Here is a 15106-nt window from a genome sequence, read left to right as displayed (position 1 = left end):
TCTCTCCCGGCGGGACTCACGATGGGCGCAGCCGCGAGGCTGCGTCTTTTTTTCCTCAGGCGCGTGCGGGGGCGTCCTGCGCGGAGGCCTGGCGCGCAGCGTCGGCAGCGTGCTGCTGCTGGGCCGACTCCTGCGCGCGCGCTGCGAACTCCTGGCCCTGCGGTGACGCCTGCAGATCACGCATGGCCGAAGACAGGCTGTCACCGCCTTCGCGTGCACCCGCAAGCAGGGCATCGGCATTGCCCCGGGTCGGCTGCTGATCGCCCTGTGTCGACGTCAGCGGGGGGTACTTCGGATCCCGCAGCTTTTCGATTTCTTCCGGGGTGGTCATGCGGTTGTCCAGGCCTGGCTCGATGACCCCACCGAAATCGTGCACCTTCACCCCCATGATCTCCCCAAGGGTACGGTAGGTGGAGTTGCTGTTGACCGTGTCCCCAAACACCTTGAAACCATAGTTCGGGTAGTTGAGGTCCTTCTCGTTCAACGTTTCCTTGGCGGCCACCGCTGCATTCCAGCGGCCCATCACCTCCTCCTTGCTGCCGGTCATCGCGGTGTGGTGCTGCTGCCCCTCCTTGATGTAGCTTTCAGACGTGGGCTTGGCACCGTGTTCGGCCGCAAATTCCTTGTCGTGGGCGAAGTGCCACACACGCAGGGAGTGCTTCTTTTCGTCAGTGCCGATCGGTATGGCGCGCTGGGTTTCACGGTCGGTGGCCAGGCCATGCAGTTCGGCCAGGGCCTTGCCCTGCGGGTCGCGCAGGACCCAGAAATCGTGGCTGGCGATACCGGCTACCCGCAACGAACGGGCCTCGATGGAATATCCGTCTGGCATTGCATCATCTCCTTGATGGGGTCCACGCAGGCCGCTCACGCGCCTGCCCGGTGTTCAGCGCTGCTCTCAGGGGGCAGCCAGGCAGCGACTGAACCCTTCTTCGAAGGTCTTCAGGCCCGCTTCGACACCCTGGTCGACAAAGTACGCGCCTGCACCGCGCAGGCGGAGCGCCACCGAACCGGACGCAGGGTCGTGCTGCAGGTGCAGGCGGAAGCCGGAAATGTTGTCCTCCGGGAAGTCGCCGGTTTCAAGCACTCCGTGGGGCACGTCCTCGCGGGTGACCTTGTGGTCCCACAGGGCATCATCCTCGCCCAGCTGGGCCAGGCGTTGCCTGGCGCACTCGAACACCTTCTGTGTGGGCGTCTGCGGAGCAACGTGCAGCGTCGCAGCAGATTCGGGAACCGCATGAGCGGATTCAGACATCGCGCATCCTCCTGATGCAAGCGTGATCATCAACAACGCAGTGGCCGATGGCAGCCGTGGTTTGAACATGACGACAGTCCTGGTTCGTCCAATCCTCCCAACTATAAGCCCCTGCCAGGTTAAGGAAACATCAGTGCCGTTCCGCTGCAGGGACGGCAAGGCCCGCGCAGGGTACCCCTCCAGTACCGCTGCGTATGGCATGGCTTTGCCCCGCGCGGCTGAAAACGCGACAATGCAGGGGTTTCCCCGCCGCGCGCCCACCCTGACGGCGGCGGGGGAAGTGACACGGTTGCACGTGGCACGGCGCCTGCGCCGGCCTTCCCCTGAGAACTGCTACAGAGTCCAAGTCCCCCATGTCCAAGATCCTCTACACGCTGACCGACGAAGCACCGTTCCTGGCTACCCAGTCGCTGCTGCCGATCATTGACGCCTACACCGCCACCGCCGGCATCGTGGTGGAAACCCGTGACATCTCGCTGTCCGGCCGCATCCTGTCGCAGTTCCCGGAACTGCTGTCCGATGCGCAGAAGGTCAGCGACGACCTGGCCGAGCTGGGCCAGCTGGCGACCACCCCGGACGCCAACATCATCAAGCTGCCGAACATCTCTGCCTCGGTGCCGCAGCTGAAGGCGGCCATCAAGGAACTGCAGGACCAGGGCTACCCGCTGCCGGCTTACCCGGAAACCCCGGCCGACGACCAGCAGCGCGACTACAAGGCGCGCTATGACAAGGTCAAGGGCAGCGCGGTGAACCCGGTGCTGCGCGAAGGCAACTCCGACCGCCGTGCACCGCTGTCGGTGAAGAACTACGCGCGCAAGCACCCGCACCGCATGGGCGCCTGGGCTGCCGATTCGAAGTCGCACGTCGCGCACATGGCCGCCGGTGATTTCTACGGCAGCGAGAAGTCGGCGACCCTGGCCAACGCCGGTTCGCTGAAGATCACCTTCCACGGCAAGGACGGCAGCGCTGTCGTGCTGAAGGAAAGGACCGCGGTCAAGGCCGGCGAGATCGTCGATGCCGCGGTGATGAGCCGCAAGGCACTGGCTGCCTTCATCGGCGAGCAGATCGCCGATGCCAAGGCGCAGGGCGTGCTGTTCTCGCTGCACCTGAAGGCGACCATGATGAAGGTCTCCGACCCGATCATGTTCGGCGTGGCCGTCAACGAGTTCTACAAGGACGTGCTGGCCAAGCACGCCGACGTGCTCAAGCAGGCCGGTTTCGATGCCAACAACGGCATCGGCGACCTGGCCGCGCGCCTGCCGTCGCTGCCGGAAGCCACCCGCGCCGCGATCGAAGCCGACCTGGCTGCCGAGTACGCGCAGCGCCCGGCCGTGGCCATGGTCAACTCGGACAAGGGCATCACCAACCTGCATGTGCCGAGCGACGTCATTGTCGACGCCTCGATGCCGGCGATGATCCGCGACTCCGGCAAGATGTGGAATGCCGAAGGCAAGCTGCAGGACACCAAGGCCGTCATCCCCGACCGCTGCTACGCCGGCGTGTACCAGGCCGTCATCGACGACTGCAAGGCCAACGGCGCCTTCAACCCGGCCACCATGGGCTCGGTGCCGAACGTCGGCCTGATGGCACAGAAGGCCGAAGAGTACGGTTCGCACGACAAGACCTTCCAGATCGCTGCCGACGGCGTGGTCAAGGTCACCGACGAGGCCGGCACCGTGGTGTTCGAACACGCCGTGGAAGCCGGTGATATCTGGCGCATGTGCCAGACCAAGGACGCGCCGATCCAGGACTGGGTGAAGCTGGCTGTCGAACGCGCCCGCCTGAGCAGCACCCCGGCCGTGTTCTGGCTGGACGCCGCCCGCGCCCACGACGCGCAGGTGATCGCCAAGGTCGAGCAGTACCTGAAGGACCACGACACCAACGGCCTGGACATCCGCATCCTGCCGCCGGTGGAAGCGACCGCCTTCTCGCTGGACCGCATCCGCAAGGGCGAGGACACCATCTCGGTGACCGGCAACGTGCTGCGCGACTACCTGACCGACCTGTTCCCGATCATGGAACTGGGCACCAGCGCGAAGATGCTGTCGATCGTGCCGCTGATGGCCGGTGGTGGCCTGTTCGAGACCGGCGCCGGTGGTTCGGCGCCGAAGCACGTGCAGCAGTTCGTCGAAGAGGACTACCTGCGCTGGGATTCGCTGGGTGAATTCCTGGCCCTGGCTGCGTCGCTGGAACACCTGGGCAACCGCTACGACAATGCTGCGGCCCGCGTGCTGGCCAAGGCGCTGGACGAGGCCAACGGCCAGTTCCTGGACAATGACAAGTCGCCGTCGCGCAAGCTGGGTGGCATCGACAACCGCGGCAGCCACTTCTACATCGCGCTGTACTGGGCCCAGGCCCTGGCCGCACAGGACGAAGACGCCGCCCTGAAGGCACGTTTCGCACCGCTGGCCAAGGCACTGACCGACAACGAGCAGACCATCGTCGACGAGCTGGCCGCAGTGCAGGGCAAGGCGGTGGACATCGGTGGCTACTACCGCCCGGACGTGGCCAAGGCCGGCAAGGCCATGCGCCCGAGCGCGACCTTGAACACCGCGCTGGAGCAGCTGCGCGGCTGATCTTCGCCGCCCGGTTGTTGGACCTGGAAACCCGCGCTCCGGCGCGGGTTTCTTTTTGGGCCAGGTTTGCTGCGGCCTTCCATCCACGCATGGCGTGGATCTACTGTGGTCCAGAACCGTGAATTCCGTCGGACGCCAGGCTGACGTCAAAACGGCATGAAACTTGCCCACGATGGCCGTCGCAGAACCGATCAATGCGTGTTCCGGGTCGCGATGGATCTGAGCAGTCGATCACGACGTTTGCGCGTGGCGATGACCTAGCCTTGGCGCTGCGAGACCGCCGGGGAGGCGGTCGCCCGGGGAACACGATGGCACGCGTGCTGGTGGTGGGGACCGATCTCCAGGGCGAACAGGCCCTGCTGCAGCGGCTGCGCCTGGCCTCGGCGCTGCCCGAGGGGCAGGTGTGCCGCAGCCAGGATCTGGACGACTGTGACCTGCTGGTGATCCGCGATACACCGGCCCTGCGCAACGCTGCCCTGCGCATGCGCCAGCAGCGGCCGCGCCTGCATTGCTGGATTGAAGACACTGGCGGACAGCTGCGTGAAGGCCATGGCTGCCAGGATGTACTGGATGATGGTGCGATCGGTCGCGCGCTGCGTGGCATGCAGGGCAGCAGTCCCGGGCCGGCACCGATCCGCCTGGCCGACGGTGCCCACGCCATCACCCGCCTGCTGCGGGAGCGCCTGCCCCTGCGGCAGGGCCACGCCCTGCTGGGCGAGGGCGACCAGCCGCTGCTGCTGCTGGATCTGCAGCAGGACCAGGCGGTACTGCTGGAAGAATCGGCCAGCGCGCTGGTGGAACGGCTGGCGCAGGGCTTTGAGCACCTGTACCTCGACGCGCTGACGGCGACGCAGTACCAGGCATTGGCCGGCAACCGCGCGCGCCAGCCGTTGCGACCGCTGCTGTGGCAATGGGCGCAGCGCAGCCGCCACTGGCAGGCGTTGGATGAGCGCCTGCGCAGTGCTGCGGTCAAGCTGCTGCGCTGGCCCGATTTCCGCGTGCTCGGCCACGACCATGATGGTTTCCGGCTGTGCTCGCTGCTGCTCAAGCGCGCCTGTACGGTGGAAGAGTGCGCGACGCTGCTGGAGCTGCCGCCCGCCGCGGTGCGCGACTTCATCCACGCGGCCTATCTGTGCGGCTACGCGCAGGTGGTCAACACCGCGCCGGCACCGCTGGCCGCACGCGCGGGCAGCCCCGACCACGGACTGCTGGCCCGCCTGTGGCGCAGCCTGCGCGGGAGCGAGCGCCATGCGTGAGCACAAGGTGGTGGTGCTTGGCGGCATGGGCAGTGGCAAATCGACCCTGGTGCGCAGCATCGCCGCCGGTGCGGTGATCGATACCGACGTGGCCAACAGCGACCGCAGCGGCGCGGACAAAGCCTCCACCACGGTGGCCCTGGATTACGCCGACATCGACCTGCCCAATGGCGAGCGCCTGCGCCTGTATGGCACACCCGGCCAGCAGCGCTTCGATTTCCTGTGGCCGATCCTGCTGCAGGGCGCGCGTGGCGCGGTGCTGCTGCTGGATGCGCGCCGTGCCGGCATCGCCTCTGAATTGGATGCCTACCTGCAGGCGCTGCGGCCGTTCGCCGGCACGCTGGCACTGGTGGTGGCGGTGACCCATCTGGACCAGGTGCCGGATGCGCTGCTGGATGACTGGGCGAGCCGCGCGTGCCTGGACGACCAGCCCCTGCCACTGCTGCCGGTCGATGCCCGTGACCGCGAACAAGGGCTCCTGCTGATGGATGTGCTGATGAGCGAAATGGAAGCGCACGCGCTGGTGGCCCTGCATGGCTGATGGACAGGGGGCGACACTGCCCGATGCAGCCCAGCGCGAACGCCTGCAGCCCTTGTTGCAGGATCTGCAGCGGCGGGTGGAAGGCGTACGCACGGTGGTGCTGGCCAGCGTCGATGGCTTCGCCCTGGTCAGCGCAGGTGCCGAAGGCCGCGGCGAGCGGTTGGCGGCGATGACCAGCGCGATGCTGGCCCTGGCCGCAGCGGTGGGGCGCGAACTGGCGCTGGGCGACCTGCAGACGCTGATGCTCGAAGCGCTGGGCGGCAAGGTGCTGATGCTGGCCATCCAGGCCGAAGGTCGTCCGCCGCTGCTGCTGATGGCTGCCTGCGACCAGCGCAGCGTGATCGGCCAGGTGCTGTGGCAGAGCAGGGAATGTGGCCAGGCGATCCTGGCCGAACTCGGCGGATCATGAGCCCGACCGCAGGGGAACGTGGGGCTCGAATCAACATCGACAAGGGGTGCGACGTGGCTGGACTGACTGAATCGCTGAATGCACTGATGGGTATCGACGGCGCACAGGCCGTGGCGCTGGTCGACTATGAGAGCGGCATGCTGCTGGGCGAAGCCGGTGCGGGCATGGACATGGAAGTGGCCGCTGCGGGCAACACGGAGGTGATCCGCGCCAAGATGAAAACCGCCGCCTCGCTCAATCTCAACGACAGCATCGAGGACATCCTCATCTCGCTTGGCAGGGCATACCACATCATGCGCCCGGTAGCAAAGAAGAAGGGCCTGTTCTTCTACATCGTGCTGGACCGTGCAAAGAGCAACCTGGCGCTGGCCCGCCGCAAGGTGCAGGACGTGGAAGCCGAGCTGGCGATCTGAACCACCGGTTGTTGTAGAGCCGAGCCCATGCTCGGCTCTACACAAGTCACCCCACGCCGGCGTATGGTGAATGCCCGTCTCCCTGTCGAGCCGTGCATGTCCCAGCCTGACATCGCCGCTGATCTGGCCACGCGAATTGCCGGGGCCATCCGTGATGGCTTCGAGGATTACCACGCGCGCTTCGCGGCGATCACCGCGCGGGCGCGGCTGCGCTTCGAGCAGCGTGACTGGGCCGGTGCGCGGCAGGATGCGGTCGAACGCATCGCCCTGTACGACCTGTGCATCGCCGAACGCATGGATGCGCTGCGGCGCATGGCCGGCCAGGCCATCGGCGAGCGCGCGCTGTGGCTGCAGGTGCACGCGCACTACAGTGCGCTGCTGCAGGGGCTGATCGATGCCGAACTGTACAAGACCTTCTACAACACCCTGGCGCGGCGCCTGTTCGCCACCCGTGGCGTGGATCCGGCGCTGGAATTCATTGCGTTCGACATCGAACCTTCCGATGCGATCACCCACCCGGTGGCACGCCATACCTACGCGGTGTCGCCCACGCGCCCGGTGGAGGCACTGCAGCGGGTGCTGGCCGATTACCGCTTCGAGGTGCCGTATGCGCACCAGCTGCGCTGCGCCGCCGCCATCGCCATCCGCCTGCAGGATGACCTCGCGCACTGGGGCGACACCCCGGTGCGCAGCATCGAGCTGCTCGACACCGTGTTCTATCGCGAGCGCCGCGCCTACCTGGTCGGGCGCGTGTTTGGTGAACACCGCTTTTCGCCCTGTGTCATTGCCCTGGTCAACGACGAGCACGGCCTGCGCGCCGATGCGGTGCTGACACGTCGCCGCGATGTCGCCCATCTGTTTGGCGTGTCACGCAGCTACTTCCAGGCCGACCTGGCCACCGTTGGTGACGCGGTGGTGTTCCTGCGCAGCCTGCTGCCGGGCAAGCCGATCGATGAGATCTACACCGTGCTCGGCCGTGCCAAGCAGGGCAAGACCGAGCGCTACCGCACCTTCTTCCGTCATTTCAGCGAACACCCGCATGAGCGGCTGGTACATGCCGAAGGCACGCCAGGCATGGTCATGGCGGTGTTCACCCTGCCCAGCTACCCGCTGGTGTTCAAGCTGATCCGCGACCGCTTTGCCTGGCCCAAGGCGATGTCACGGCATCAGGTGGAGGAGAAGTATGCGCTGGTGTTCAATCTGGACCGTGTCGGCCGCCTGCTCGATGCACAGCCCTACCGCCATCTGCGCTTCCCGCGCGAGCGCTTCGCCCCGGCCCTGCTGGAGGAGCTGCTGCAGCAGTGCGCGCAGAGCGTGCAGGTGCGCGGCGATGAGATCGAGATCGCGCTGTGCTACGTGCAGCGTCGCTTCCGGCCATTGAACCTGTACCTGCGCGAACAGGCTGCAGCAGGTGTGCGCGCGGCCGTGCTGGACTATGCGCAGGCCATCACCGACATGGCCCGCAACAACATCTTCCCGGGCGACATGCTGCCGAAGAACTTCGGTGTCTCCCGTCATGGCCGCGCCGTCTTCTACGACTACGACGAGCTGTGCCTGGTCAGCGACTGCGTGTTCCGTGCCTGGCCACAGCCGCGCACGCCGGAAGAAGCACTTGCCGATGAACCGTGGTTCCATGTCGGTCCGCGTGACGTTTTTCCCGAGCGTTTCGGCCCGTTCATGGGGCTGCCGGCGCAGGAGCTGGCAGTGGTGCGCGAGCACTACCGCCACCTGTTCGATCCGGCCTGGTGGCAGGGGCTGCAGGCCCGTTTCGGCAACGGCGATTACCCGGATACGCCGCCCTACGGCGCTGATCATCGCCTGGCGTGATTGGCCCTGCGATAGCGCATCGCACCGCAACCTGGGGTAGGCTTTGCACCTCGAACACAAGGAGTGAGTGTGATGCGATCTTCCCTTTTCCTGGCCCTGACCCTGGCCCTTGGTGGTGGTACCGCCTGCATCGGCAACGCCGACGCGCAGAGCGTGCGCGAAGTGCGCAAGCAGATGGAGGCCAGCATGACGCTCAATGGCGTCATCAATATCGGTCGCGAAGGCCAGGTCGAAGCCTTCCAGCTGGACCGCCGCGACAAGGTTGCTGCCGACGTGGCGTCGATGGTCGAAGGCACGGTCAGGAACTGGCGCTTCGAACCGGTGCTGGTCGACGGCAAGGCCGTGTCGGCGCGCACCGAGGTGCGGCTGCGCCTGCTGGCTGACAGCTTGACCGGCACCACCATGCAGATCCGCGTGGCTGATGCGAACTTCGGCCCGGTGAGTGACGAGAACAAGCCGTCCACCGACAACGTCAGCAGCTTGAAAATGCGCGCGCCGGCCTACCCGGAACGCGCGGCGGCGATCCGTGGACAGGGCGACGTGATGCTGCTGGTCAAGGTCGGGCGCGATGGCAAGGTGGCCGACGTGATCGCCGAGCAGACCAACCTGACGGTGGTGGCGCCCGAACGACAGATGCAGATGCTGCGTGATGTGCTGGCCAAGGCCAGTGTGAATACGGCCCGCAGCTGGACGTTCAATCCGCCCACCACCGGCGCGAACAAGGATGACGCGTTCTGGACCGTGCGGGTGCCGGTGCGCTATGACTTCTCCCAGCGGGAAGAGCGTTACGGCCGCTGGTCGGCCTATATCCCGGGACCGCGCCAGCAGGCCCCCTGGAGGACTGGCGAAGACGAAAAGGCCACCGGTACCGATCTGCTGCCCGAGGGCGGCATCTACATGGTCGGCCGCAACGATGGCCCGCGCCTGCTGACCCCGCTGGGCTGACCGCCGCGACCAGGGCGCCGGGTGCTGCCCGGCGCCTGCAGGCGGCGTTCAATCCGCGTGCGGGTAGACCACCACGCGGTTGCGGCCCTGTTCCTTGGCCAGGTACAGCGCCTTGTCGGCCAAGCGCATCGCCTGTTCGGGGTCGGCATGGAAGCTGGGGAAGTGGGCCACGCCCAGCGACACCGTGATGGTCCCGACCGGTGCGAAAGGCTGGGCGGCAATCGCCTGGCGCAGGCGCTCGGCGGTCTGTTCGGCGGCGGCCACGCCCACGCCGGGCAGCAGCACGAGGAACTCCTCGCCACCGGCGCGGCACAGCACGTCGGTTTCGCGCGAATGACGGCGCATCTGCTCGGCGATATGGACGATGGCGGCATCGCCGACGTCATGGCCGTGGCCGTCGTTGATCGACTTGAAGCGGTCGATGTCCAGCGCCACGATCGCGAACGGCAGGCCCTGCGCCTGCAGTACCTCCAGCGCATGCTGCAGGCCACGGCGGTTCAGCAGCCCGGTCATCGGGTCGGTACGGCTGGCGCGGTTGAGGGTGCCGATGCGGTCCTGCAGTGCGTTGAAGCTGAACAGCACGGCCTGCTTCAGCTGCGCCACTTCGAAGTACCAGGCGCGGATGCCGGTGACGTGGTCGATCGCGTTGCCGGTGTCTTCGCCTTCCTGCACGTTGCGCGCCAGCTGCCACAGCGGCATCGAGATGCGTCGCGCGAACCACCAGGTGATCAGCAGCGACAGCACGCCCAGTGGAATTGCATTCCAGATGACCGAGGTCATCAACCGTGACAGCGGCTGCAGGGTCGCCTCGGTCGGGCGCTGGGCGATGATGCCCCAGCCGGTGGCCGGTACCGGTGCGTAGCCGGACAGCTGGGCCACGCCATGGTTGTTGACCAGCTGCTGGCTGCCGGAGCGCCCACGCATCACGTCCTTCACCGCTGCGTTTTCCAGTGCGTAGGTGCCCACTTCCTTGGGATTGTTGTGGTAGATGATGCGGCCGTTGTGGTCGACCACATACAGGTACGAGCCATCGCGGTAGTAGTGCTTGCCCAGCAGCGTGTGCAGCGCGCTGCGCTGGCGCAGGTACAGGGTGCCGCTGACGTAACCGAGATAAGTGCCCTGGCGGTCGAAGATGGGGTGCGACAGCGAGATCAGCAGCTTGCCGGTGGCCGACTGGTAGGGGTCGCTGATCAAGGGCTGCCGCCGCGCAAGCGCCATCCTGCTGCCGACGCTCTTCAGCACTTCGCCCTGCAGCTGCAGGGTCTGTGGTGAGGTGGCGATGACCAGGCCATTGGCGTTCACCACCAGCGAGGAGTTGAAGCTGCTGGACTGCAGCTGCAGGCGACTGGCTTCGCGCTGCGCCTGCGCCGGCTCCAGCCCGGTTTCACCCAGCCGGGTGGCTGCATAGGCCAGCTGCTGCTGCGCGGACAACAGGAAGGTCTGCGTCGTTTCAGCCAGCTTGCTGGTGTAGACGCGGTTGGCTTCCAGGGTGTTGCTCACCAGCTGGTCGCGCTGCACGCGGTAGCTGGCCAGCAGGGTATTGCCGAGGGCGATGAGCGTACTGAGCAGGGCCAGCGCAAGGATCAGCTTGCCCAGGTTGAGGCGGTTGGAGATCGGTGGCATGCGGCAGCGGCGCCCGGCGCAGCCGAGGGGCTGCCAGGCAGAAGCGGTGGGGAAGCCGCCATTATGGGCACATTCGCCCGGGCTGGGGTTAAGTACGGTCTCCCGGTGTCAGCGTTGCAGGCGCCGCCGCAGCGTGTCGCGCACCCGTTCCGCACCGGCCGCGTCCAGCGGCGCCAGCACGCCGCGCGCGGTGTGCGGTACATGCGCCGCCGTATGTTCACCGGCGTCGAACACGTAGTGGTCGAGCATCGCGCGCCACTGCGCGCGCTGTTCCGGCGGCAGGTCGCGCAGGGCGAGGATGGCCAGCATCAGCGCGTTCATCGGCGAGTCCATCCATGCCGGCACCGGTCGCCACCAGCTGTTGACCAGCACGTTGAACGCTTCCAGCCCTTCCATGTGGTGCCACCACAGCGAGGGAATGAACACCGCATCGCCGGGTTCCAGCTCGGCCACCAGCGCATGTTCCAGCGCGTGGGCAAAGCGCGGAAAGCGCTGCAGGTCCGGGGCATGGAAATCGACCAGGCTGATCGCCTGCCCGGCCGGGGTGAAATCGAGCGGGCCGACATACAGGTTGCCGACCTGCGCGGGCGGGAACAGGGTGACCCGTCGGCGGCCGGCGGCTACGCAGGCCAGGTTGTCCGGCACATCCTGGTGGGCGGCAATGCGCGAGCGGTTGCCGATCCAGATGCTGGCCAGCGGATCGGCCACGCCGAGGTGCAGCGGATTGGCTTGGCTGAAACCGGGCAGGAAGCTGTCCAGCGTGGTCGAGGCGACGTAGATCGAGGGCGGTGCGGGATCGCTGGCGTATTTCAACAAGGTGGCCAGCACCACCTTCAGCGGGATCTGCTCGCGGCGGAAATTGAACCCACTCATGTCCGCGTTGTAGAACAGCCGGCCGTGCGTGTCGGGTGCGGCGGTGGTCGCCGTCACCGGCATCTGGCCGTGGTCGAAGGTCGCCAGATGGGCCACGGCCTCGCTGGCGGAGCGGCGCGCAGCCTGCACCAGCGGCCAGTGCGCCACCAGCCCGCGGATCACCTTCGGCGTGGTCCAGGTGGGCAGCTGCGTGGGCAGCTGCGCCGGGTCCAGGCCGTGGATCTCTTCGATGGGGCGGGGCAGTGGCAGCATGCGCGGTCATCCAGTGCGGAGTGGTGCACGAGCCGCTCCCTGTAGAGCCGAGCCCACGCTCGGCTCCACGGTACTGCAGCGGTCAGAACTTGTAACGCACGCCGAACATGTAGCGCGGGCCGGTCTGGGTGGCATAGCGCAGCATGTTGGTGTGGCGCGAGTAGGTGCGCATGGTCTCGTCGGTCAGGTTGATCGCTTCCAGGCTCAGGCTCAGCTGCTCGCTCACCGCGTAGCTGATGTTGAGGTCGAGCTGGCCGTAGGCGGCAGTGTAGTTCGGGTTCGGGCCCTGGCCGCCGATGCCGTTGAGGAACTTGTCGCGCCAGTTGTAGGCCGCACGGATCTGCCACGAATTCTTGTCGTAGAACGCAACGAGGTTGGCCGAGTCGCTCAGGCCGATCATCGGGTACTGGTCACCCAGGCTGAGGTTGTTGAAGGTCAGCCCGGACTTCACCTTGGTGTAGTTGGCGGCCAGGCCGAAGCCGGACTGGCCGAACAGGTGCTGTACGGTCAGTTCCCAGCCATCGAGGTGGTCCGAATGCTGGTTGGCCGGCACGGTGACGTCGAAACCGGCAATCGGGTCGGTGGGCAGGCCTTCGATGGTGCCGGTCAGCTGGCCGGCCGAGTTCACCCCGGTGAAGTTCACGCCCGGGTCGCCGGCGTGGTTGGTGAAGATGTAATCGCGGATGCACGGCATGTCGGTGCCTCCGCACGAAGCCAGCGCTTCGTTCCAGTACGCACCACCGACCGGGGTGTGCAGGTTGCCGGCGTTCTCGCGCACTACGGTGTCACTGATGAAGTTCTTGATGTTCTTGCGGAAGAAGCCGGCCGAGGCATAGCTGCCTTCGCCGTAGTACCACTCCAGCGACAGATCGAAGTTGTCCGAGATCAGCGGTTCCAGCCCCGGGTTGCCACGGCTGCCGCTGCCGCCCTGGGTGCGCACGATGTCGGCCAGCGACTGGCCGCTCTGGATCTGCGTCCAGCTGGGCCGGCCCAGCGTACGGCTGTAGCTGCCGCGCAGTGCCAGCGTATCGCTCAGGTCCAGCTTCAGGTCGACGTTGGGCAGCACGTAGTCGTACTTGCCGCGACCGCCGACGAAGCTGCTTTCCGGTGCGTAGACGATGTTCAGTTCATTGGCCGAGCCCCAGCTGATGCCGGTGGGCACGCGCACCATCGCGCTGGATTCCACTTCGGTCTGCTCATAGCGCACGCCGGCAGCCACGTGCAGCGGCATCGACCAGTCGAGGGTGGTGCGGTACTGCAGGTAGGCGCTGCGGGTCTTCTCGGTGGTGCGGATGTCTTCGGAGTACTCGGTCGGCGCGTAATAGCAGGTCGGGCAGGCCGGATCGGAGGCGGTGCCGACCTGCGCGGCGCGGTCGATCAGGCGGTCGAAGTCGAACACCAGGAACTGGCCGGTCAGGCGCGGATCGCTGTGCCCGGAGAAGGCCTTGAAGTACTTGGCCATGTTGTCGGCGTACCAGATGTCATCGGCATAGTCGGCCGGCGAACCGACGCCACCCCAGCTGTTGCGCTGCATGATGGCCGACGCCGAGCGGTTCTCCACCTGGGTGTGGCCGATGCCGAAATCCAGCGCGGAATAGTCGGCAAAGCGGAACGTACCGCGGCCCTGGTACTGCTGCACCTTGGATTTGTTGTAGCTGTTCTGGAACACCGAACCGGTGACCAGGGCATCGGAGGCCTGTACGCCGCCCGGCGGCAGCGCGATGTTGATGATCGGCAGGTCGCCGCTGTAGTCGACCGTGGTGGTGCCGCGCACGAAGGCGGCCACGCCGAGCACGCCGGCCGAGCCATAGGGGCTGTCCGGCTGCGATTCGGACTGCGAGTTGTGCGCATCGAACGACAGGTCCAGCGCGTCGTTCACTTCCCAGTCCACGTTGAAGCCCAGCGAATGCATGTCGGTCTTGGTGGCCAGACGCGCGCCCCCCATCGACACGTCCGAGTTGGTCATGTCCTCGCTGTAGATGATCGGCGCCGACACCGGGCCGTTGGTCCAGATGCTGTCGCCCGGGCCGTAGTTGAACCACACCGACAGCTCGCTGCGCTGCTGCTGCACCTTGTTTTCGACATAGGTGTAGTCCAGCGTGGTGGTGACATTGTCGGCCGGCTTCCACTGGAAAGTGGCCTGCGCGTTGGTGCGCTGGCGCTGCACGCCGTTGACGTTGTAGGCGGTGTTCTGCGGGCGGCCGTACACATCGTCCGGGCCCGGGCGGTTGGTGATGCGGTCCGAATATCCCTGGCCGGGCTGCGGCAGGGCGCGCCAGTCGGTGGTGTCATCGCCGTACATCGTGGCCCAGCCCTCGGCCACGGTGGCCTGGTTGAAGCCCGAATCACGCTCCTGGTGGCTGGCACTGAGCGACACGCCAAAGCGGTCGTCGGCATAGCGCTGGCTGAAGATGCCCGACAGCTCGCCGGTGATGTTCGAACCCTGCAGCGTGCGCGGCAGGTTGTCGTTGGACGAATCGTTGACTGCTTTCAGGCCGAGGCTGATCACCGGCGCTGATTCCAGCGGGCGCAGGGTCTTGATGTTGATGGTCGCGCCGATGCCACCGGCCGGGTTGTCGGCGCGGCTGGTCTTGTAGACCTCCACTGCCGAAACCGACTCGGACGCCAGGTTGGCGAAGTCGAACGAACGCGAGCCGGACAGGCCGCCACCGCCGTTGCCCAGGTTGGATGCCGGCATCTGCCGTCCGTTCAACAGCACCAGGTTGTAGTCCGGGCCGATGCCACGCACGGTCACCTTTGAACCTTCGCCGCTGGACGTGCGGTCGATCGATACACCACTGATGCGCTGCAGTGATTCGGCCAGGTTGGTATCCGGGAATTTGCCGATGTCCTCGGCAACGATGCCATCGACCACGCCCTGGCTGTCGCGCTTGAGGTTCATGGAGGATTCCAGGCTGCCGCGGATACCGGTGACCTGCACCGTATCGAGCGTGGCCGGGTCGGGTGTTTCGCCGGCAGGTGCGTCCTGTGCCCAGGCCGGTGCAGCGAGCGCTGCAAGCAGCGCGGAAGTGAGCATCGTCTTGCGAGGTACTGCCTTGTACGTCTTCATGGAAGCTCCCTCCCCAGGGAATTCGGTGGTGTCGTTGTGGCGTCGTCGTGATCGCGGGCTACTGCATGT

The 15106-nt window shown here is 66.4% G+C and carries 12 protein-coding genes; 7 read left to right on the top strand and 5 right to left on the bottom strand.

What is annotated here, in order from left to right:
* Window positions 1-55 precede the first annotated feature (55 nt).
* Window positions 56-829 carry a hypothetical protein gene (locus VER16_RS19110; RefSeq protein WP_324810843.1) on the bottom strand — a complete coding sequence of 258 codons (774 nt, stop codon included), beginning with the start codon at window positions 827-829 and terminating at the stop codon, window positions 56-58.
* Window positions 830-895: 66 nt separating this feature from the next.
* Window positions 896-1252, bottom strand: a complete 357-nt coding sequence (locus VER16_RS19105) for a hypothetical protein (protein ID WP_324810841.1) — start codon at window positions 1250-1252, stop codon at window positions 896-898.
* Between the two features lie 353 nt (window positions 1253-1605).
* Here VER16_RS19105 and VER16_RS19100 point away from each other — a divergent pair, with 353 nt between their 5' ends.
* From VER16_RS19100 to VER16_RS19070, 7 genes are all read left to right on the top strand, one after another.
* Window positions 1606-3828, top strand: coding sequence for an NADP-dependent isocitrate dehydrogenase (locus tag VER16_RS19100; RefSeq protein ID WP_324810839.1), 2223 nt, complete (start codon window positions 1606-1608; stop codon window positions 3826-3828).
* Window positions 3829-4136: 308 nt separating this feature from the next.
* The gene (locus VER16_RS19095) at window positions 4137-5084 is read left to right on the top strand and encodes a hypothetical protein (protein ID WP_324810838.1); all 948 of its coding nucleotides are present in this window, start codon (window positions 4137-4139) and stop codon (window positions 5082-5084) included.
* Window positions 5077-5625: a GTP-binding protein gene (locus VER16_RS19090; protein ID WP_324810836.1), complete on the top strand. Its 549-nt coding sequence runs from the start codon at window positions 5077-5079 to the stop codon at window positions 5623-5625. Before VER16_RS19095 ends, VER16_RS19090 begins: the two co-directional genes overlap by 8 nt.
* Complete coding sequence (locus VER16_RS19085) at window positions 5618-6034, top strand: roadblock/LC7 domain-containing protein (protein WP_324810834.1); 417 nt, start codon at window positions 5618-5620, stop codon at window positions 6032-6034. Before VER16_RS19090 ends, VER16_RS19085 begins: the two co-directional genes overlap by 8 nt.
* A gap of 53 nt (window positions 6035-6087) precedes the next feature.
* Entirely contained in the window at window positions 6088-6447 is a 360-nt protein-coding gene (locus VER16_RS19080; RefSeq protein ID WP_324810832.1) for a hypothetical protein, read from the top strand.
* A 96-nt stretch (window positions 6448-6543) separates the two neighbouring features.
* Window positions 6544-8274 (top strand): bifunctional isocitrate dehydrogenase kinase/phosphatase, encoded by a 1731-nt coding sequence (gene aceK / locus VER16_RS19075; protein ID WP_324810830.1) that lies wholly within the window; start codon window positions 6544-6546, stop codon window positions 8272-8274.
* Between the two features lie 72 nt (window positions 8275-8346).
* Window positions 8347-9219 (top strand): energy transducer TonB, encoded by an 873-nt coding sequence (locus VER16_RS19070; RefSeq protein ID WP_324810828.1) that lies wholly within the window; start codon window positions 8347-8349, stop codon window positions 9217-9219.
* Window positions 9220-9267: 48 nt separating this feature from the next.
* Here the strand turns inward: VER16_RS19070 and VER16_RS19065 are convergent, their stop codons facing one another.
* The 3 genes from VER16_RS19065 to VER16_RS19055 form a co-directional block, all read right to left on the bottom strand.
* Complete coding sequence (locus tag VER16_RS19065) at window positions 9268-10842, bottom strand: sensor domain-containing diguanylate cyclase (protein ID WP_324810826.1); 1575 nt, start codon at window positions 10840-10842, stop codon at window positions 9268-9270.
* Between the two features lie 108 nt (window positions 10843-10950).
* Window positions 10951-11967 (bottom strand): cupin-like domain-containing protein, encoded by a 1017-nt coding sequence (locus VER16_RS19060; protein WP_324810824.1) that lies wholly within the window; start codon window positions 11965-11967, stop codon window positions 10951-10953.
* 82 nt (window positions 11968-12049) lie between these two features.
* Window positions 12050-15037: a TonB-dependent receptor gene (locus VER16_RS19055; RefSeq protein ID WP_324810822.1), complete on the bottom strand. Its 2988-nt coding sequence runs from the start codon at window positions 15035-15037 to the stop codon at window positions 12050-12052.
* Window positions 15038-15106: the final 69 nt, after the last annotated feature.

It is taken from the genome of Stenotrophomonas sp., assembly GCF_035634915.1.
Taxonomy (GTDB): Bacteria; Pseudomonadota; Gammaproteobacteria; order Xanthomonadales; family Xanthomonadaceae; genus Stenotrophomonas.
This window is presented reverse-complemented; position numbering and strand designations above follow the sequence as displayed.

Excerpts from the sequence above, each read along its gene's own strand:
- VER16_RS19090 (WP_324810836.1), top strand. The coding sequence starts at position 5,077 with ATGCGTGAGCACAAGGTGGTGGTGCTTGGCGGCATGGGCAGTGGCAAA.
- VER16_RS19095 (WP_324810838.1), top strand. The coding sequence starts at position 4,137 with ATGGCACGCGTGCTGGTGGTGGGGACCGATCTCCAGGGCGAACAGGCC.
- VER16_RS19065 (WP_324810826.1), bottom strand. The coding sequence starts at position 10,842 with ATGCCACCGATCTCCAACCGCCTCAACCTGGGCAAGCTGATCCTTGCG.
- VER16_RS19105 (WP_324810841.1), bottom strand. The coding sequence starts at position 1,252 with ATGTCTGAATCCGCTCATGCGGTTCCCGAATCTGCTGCGACGCTGCAC.
- VER16_RS19085 (WP_324810834.1), top strand. The coding sequence starts at position 5,618 with ATGGCTGATGGACAGGGGGCGACACTGCCCGATGCAGCCCAGCGCGAA.
- aceK (WP_324810830.1), top strand. The coding sequence starts at position 6,544 with ATGTCCCAGCCTGACATCGCCGCTGATCTGGCCACGCGAATTGCCGGG.
- VER16_RS19055 (WP_324810822.1), bottom strand. The coding sequence starts at position 15,037 with ATGAAGACGTACAAGGCAGTACCTCGCAAGACGATGCTCACTTCCGCG.
- VER16_RS19070 (WP_324810828.1), top strand. The coding sequence starts at position 8,347 with ATGCGATCTTCCCTTTTCCTGGCCCTGACCCTGGCCCTTGGTGGTGGT.
- VER16_RS19060 (WP_324810824.1), bottom strand. The coding sequence starts at position 11,967 with ATGCTGCCACTGCCCCGCCCCATCGAAGAGATCCACGGCCTGGACCCG.
- VER16_RS19100 (WP_324810839.1), top strand. The coding sequence starts at position 1,606 with ATGTCCAAGATCCTCTACACGCTGACCGACGAAGCACCGTTCCTGGCT.
- VER16_RS19110 (WP_324810843.1), bottom strand. The coding sequence starts at position 829 with ATGCCAGACGGATATTCCATCGAGGCCCGTTCGTTGCGGGTAGCCGGT.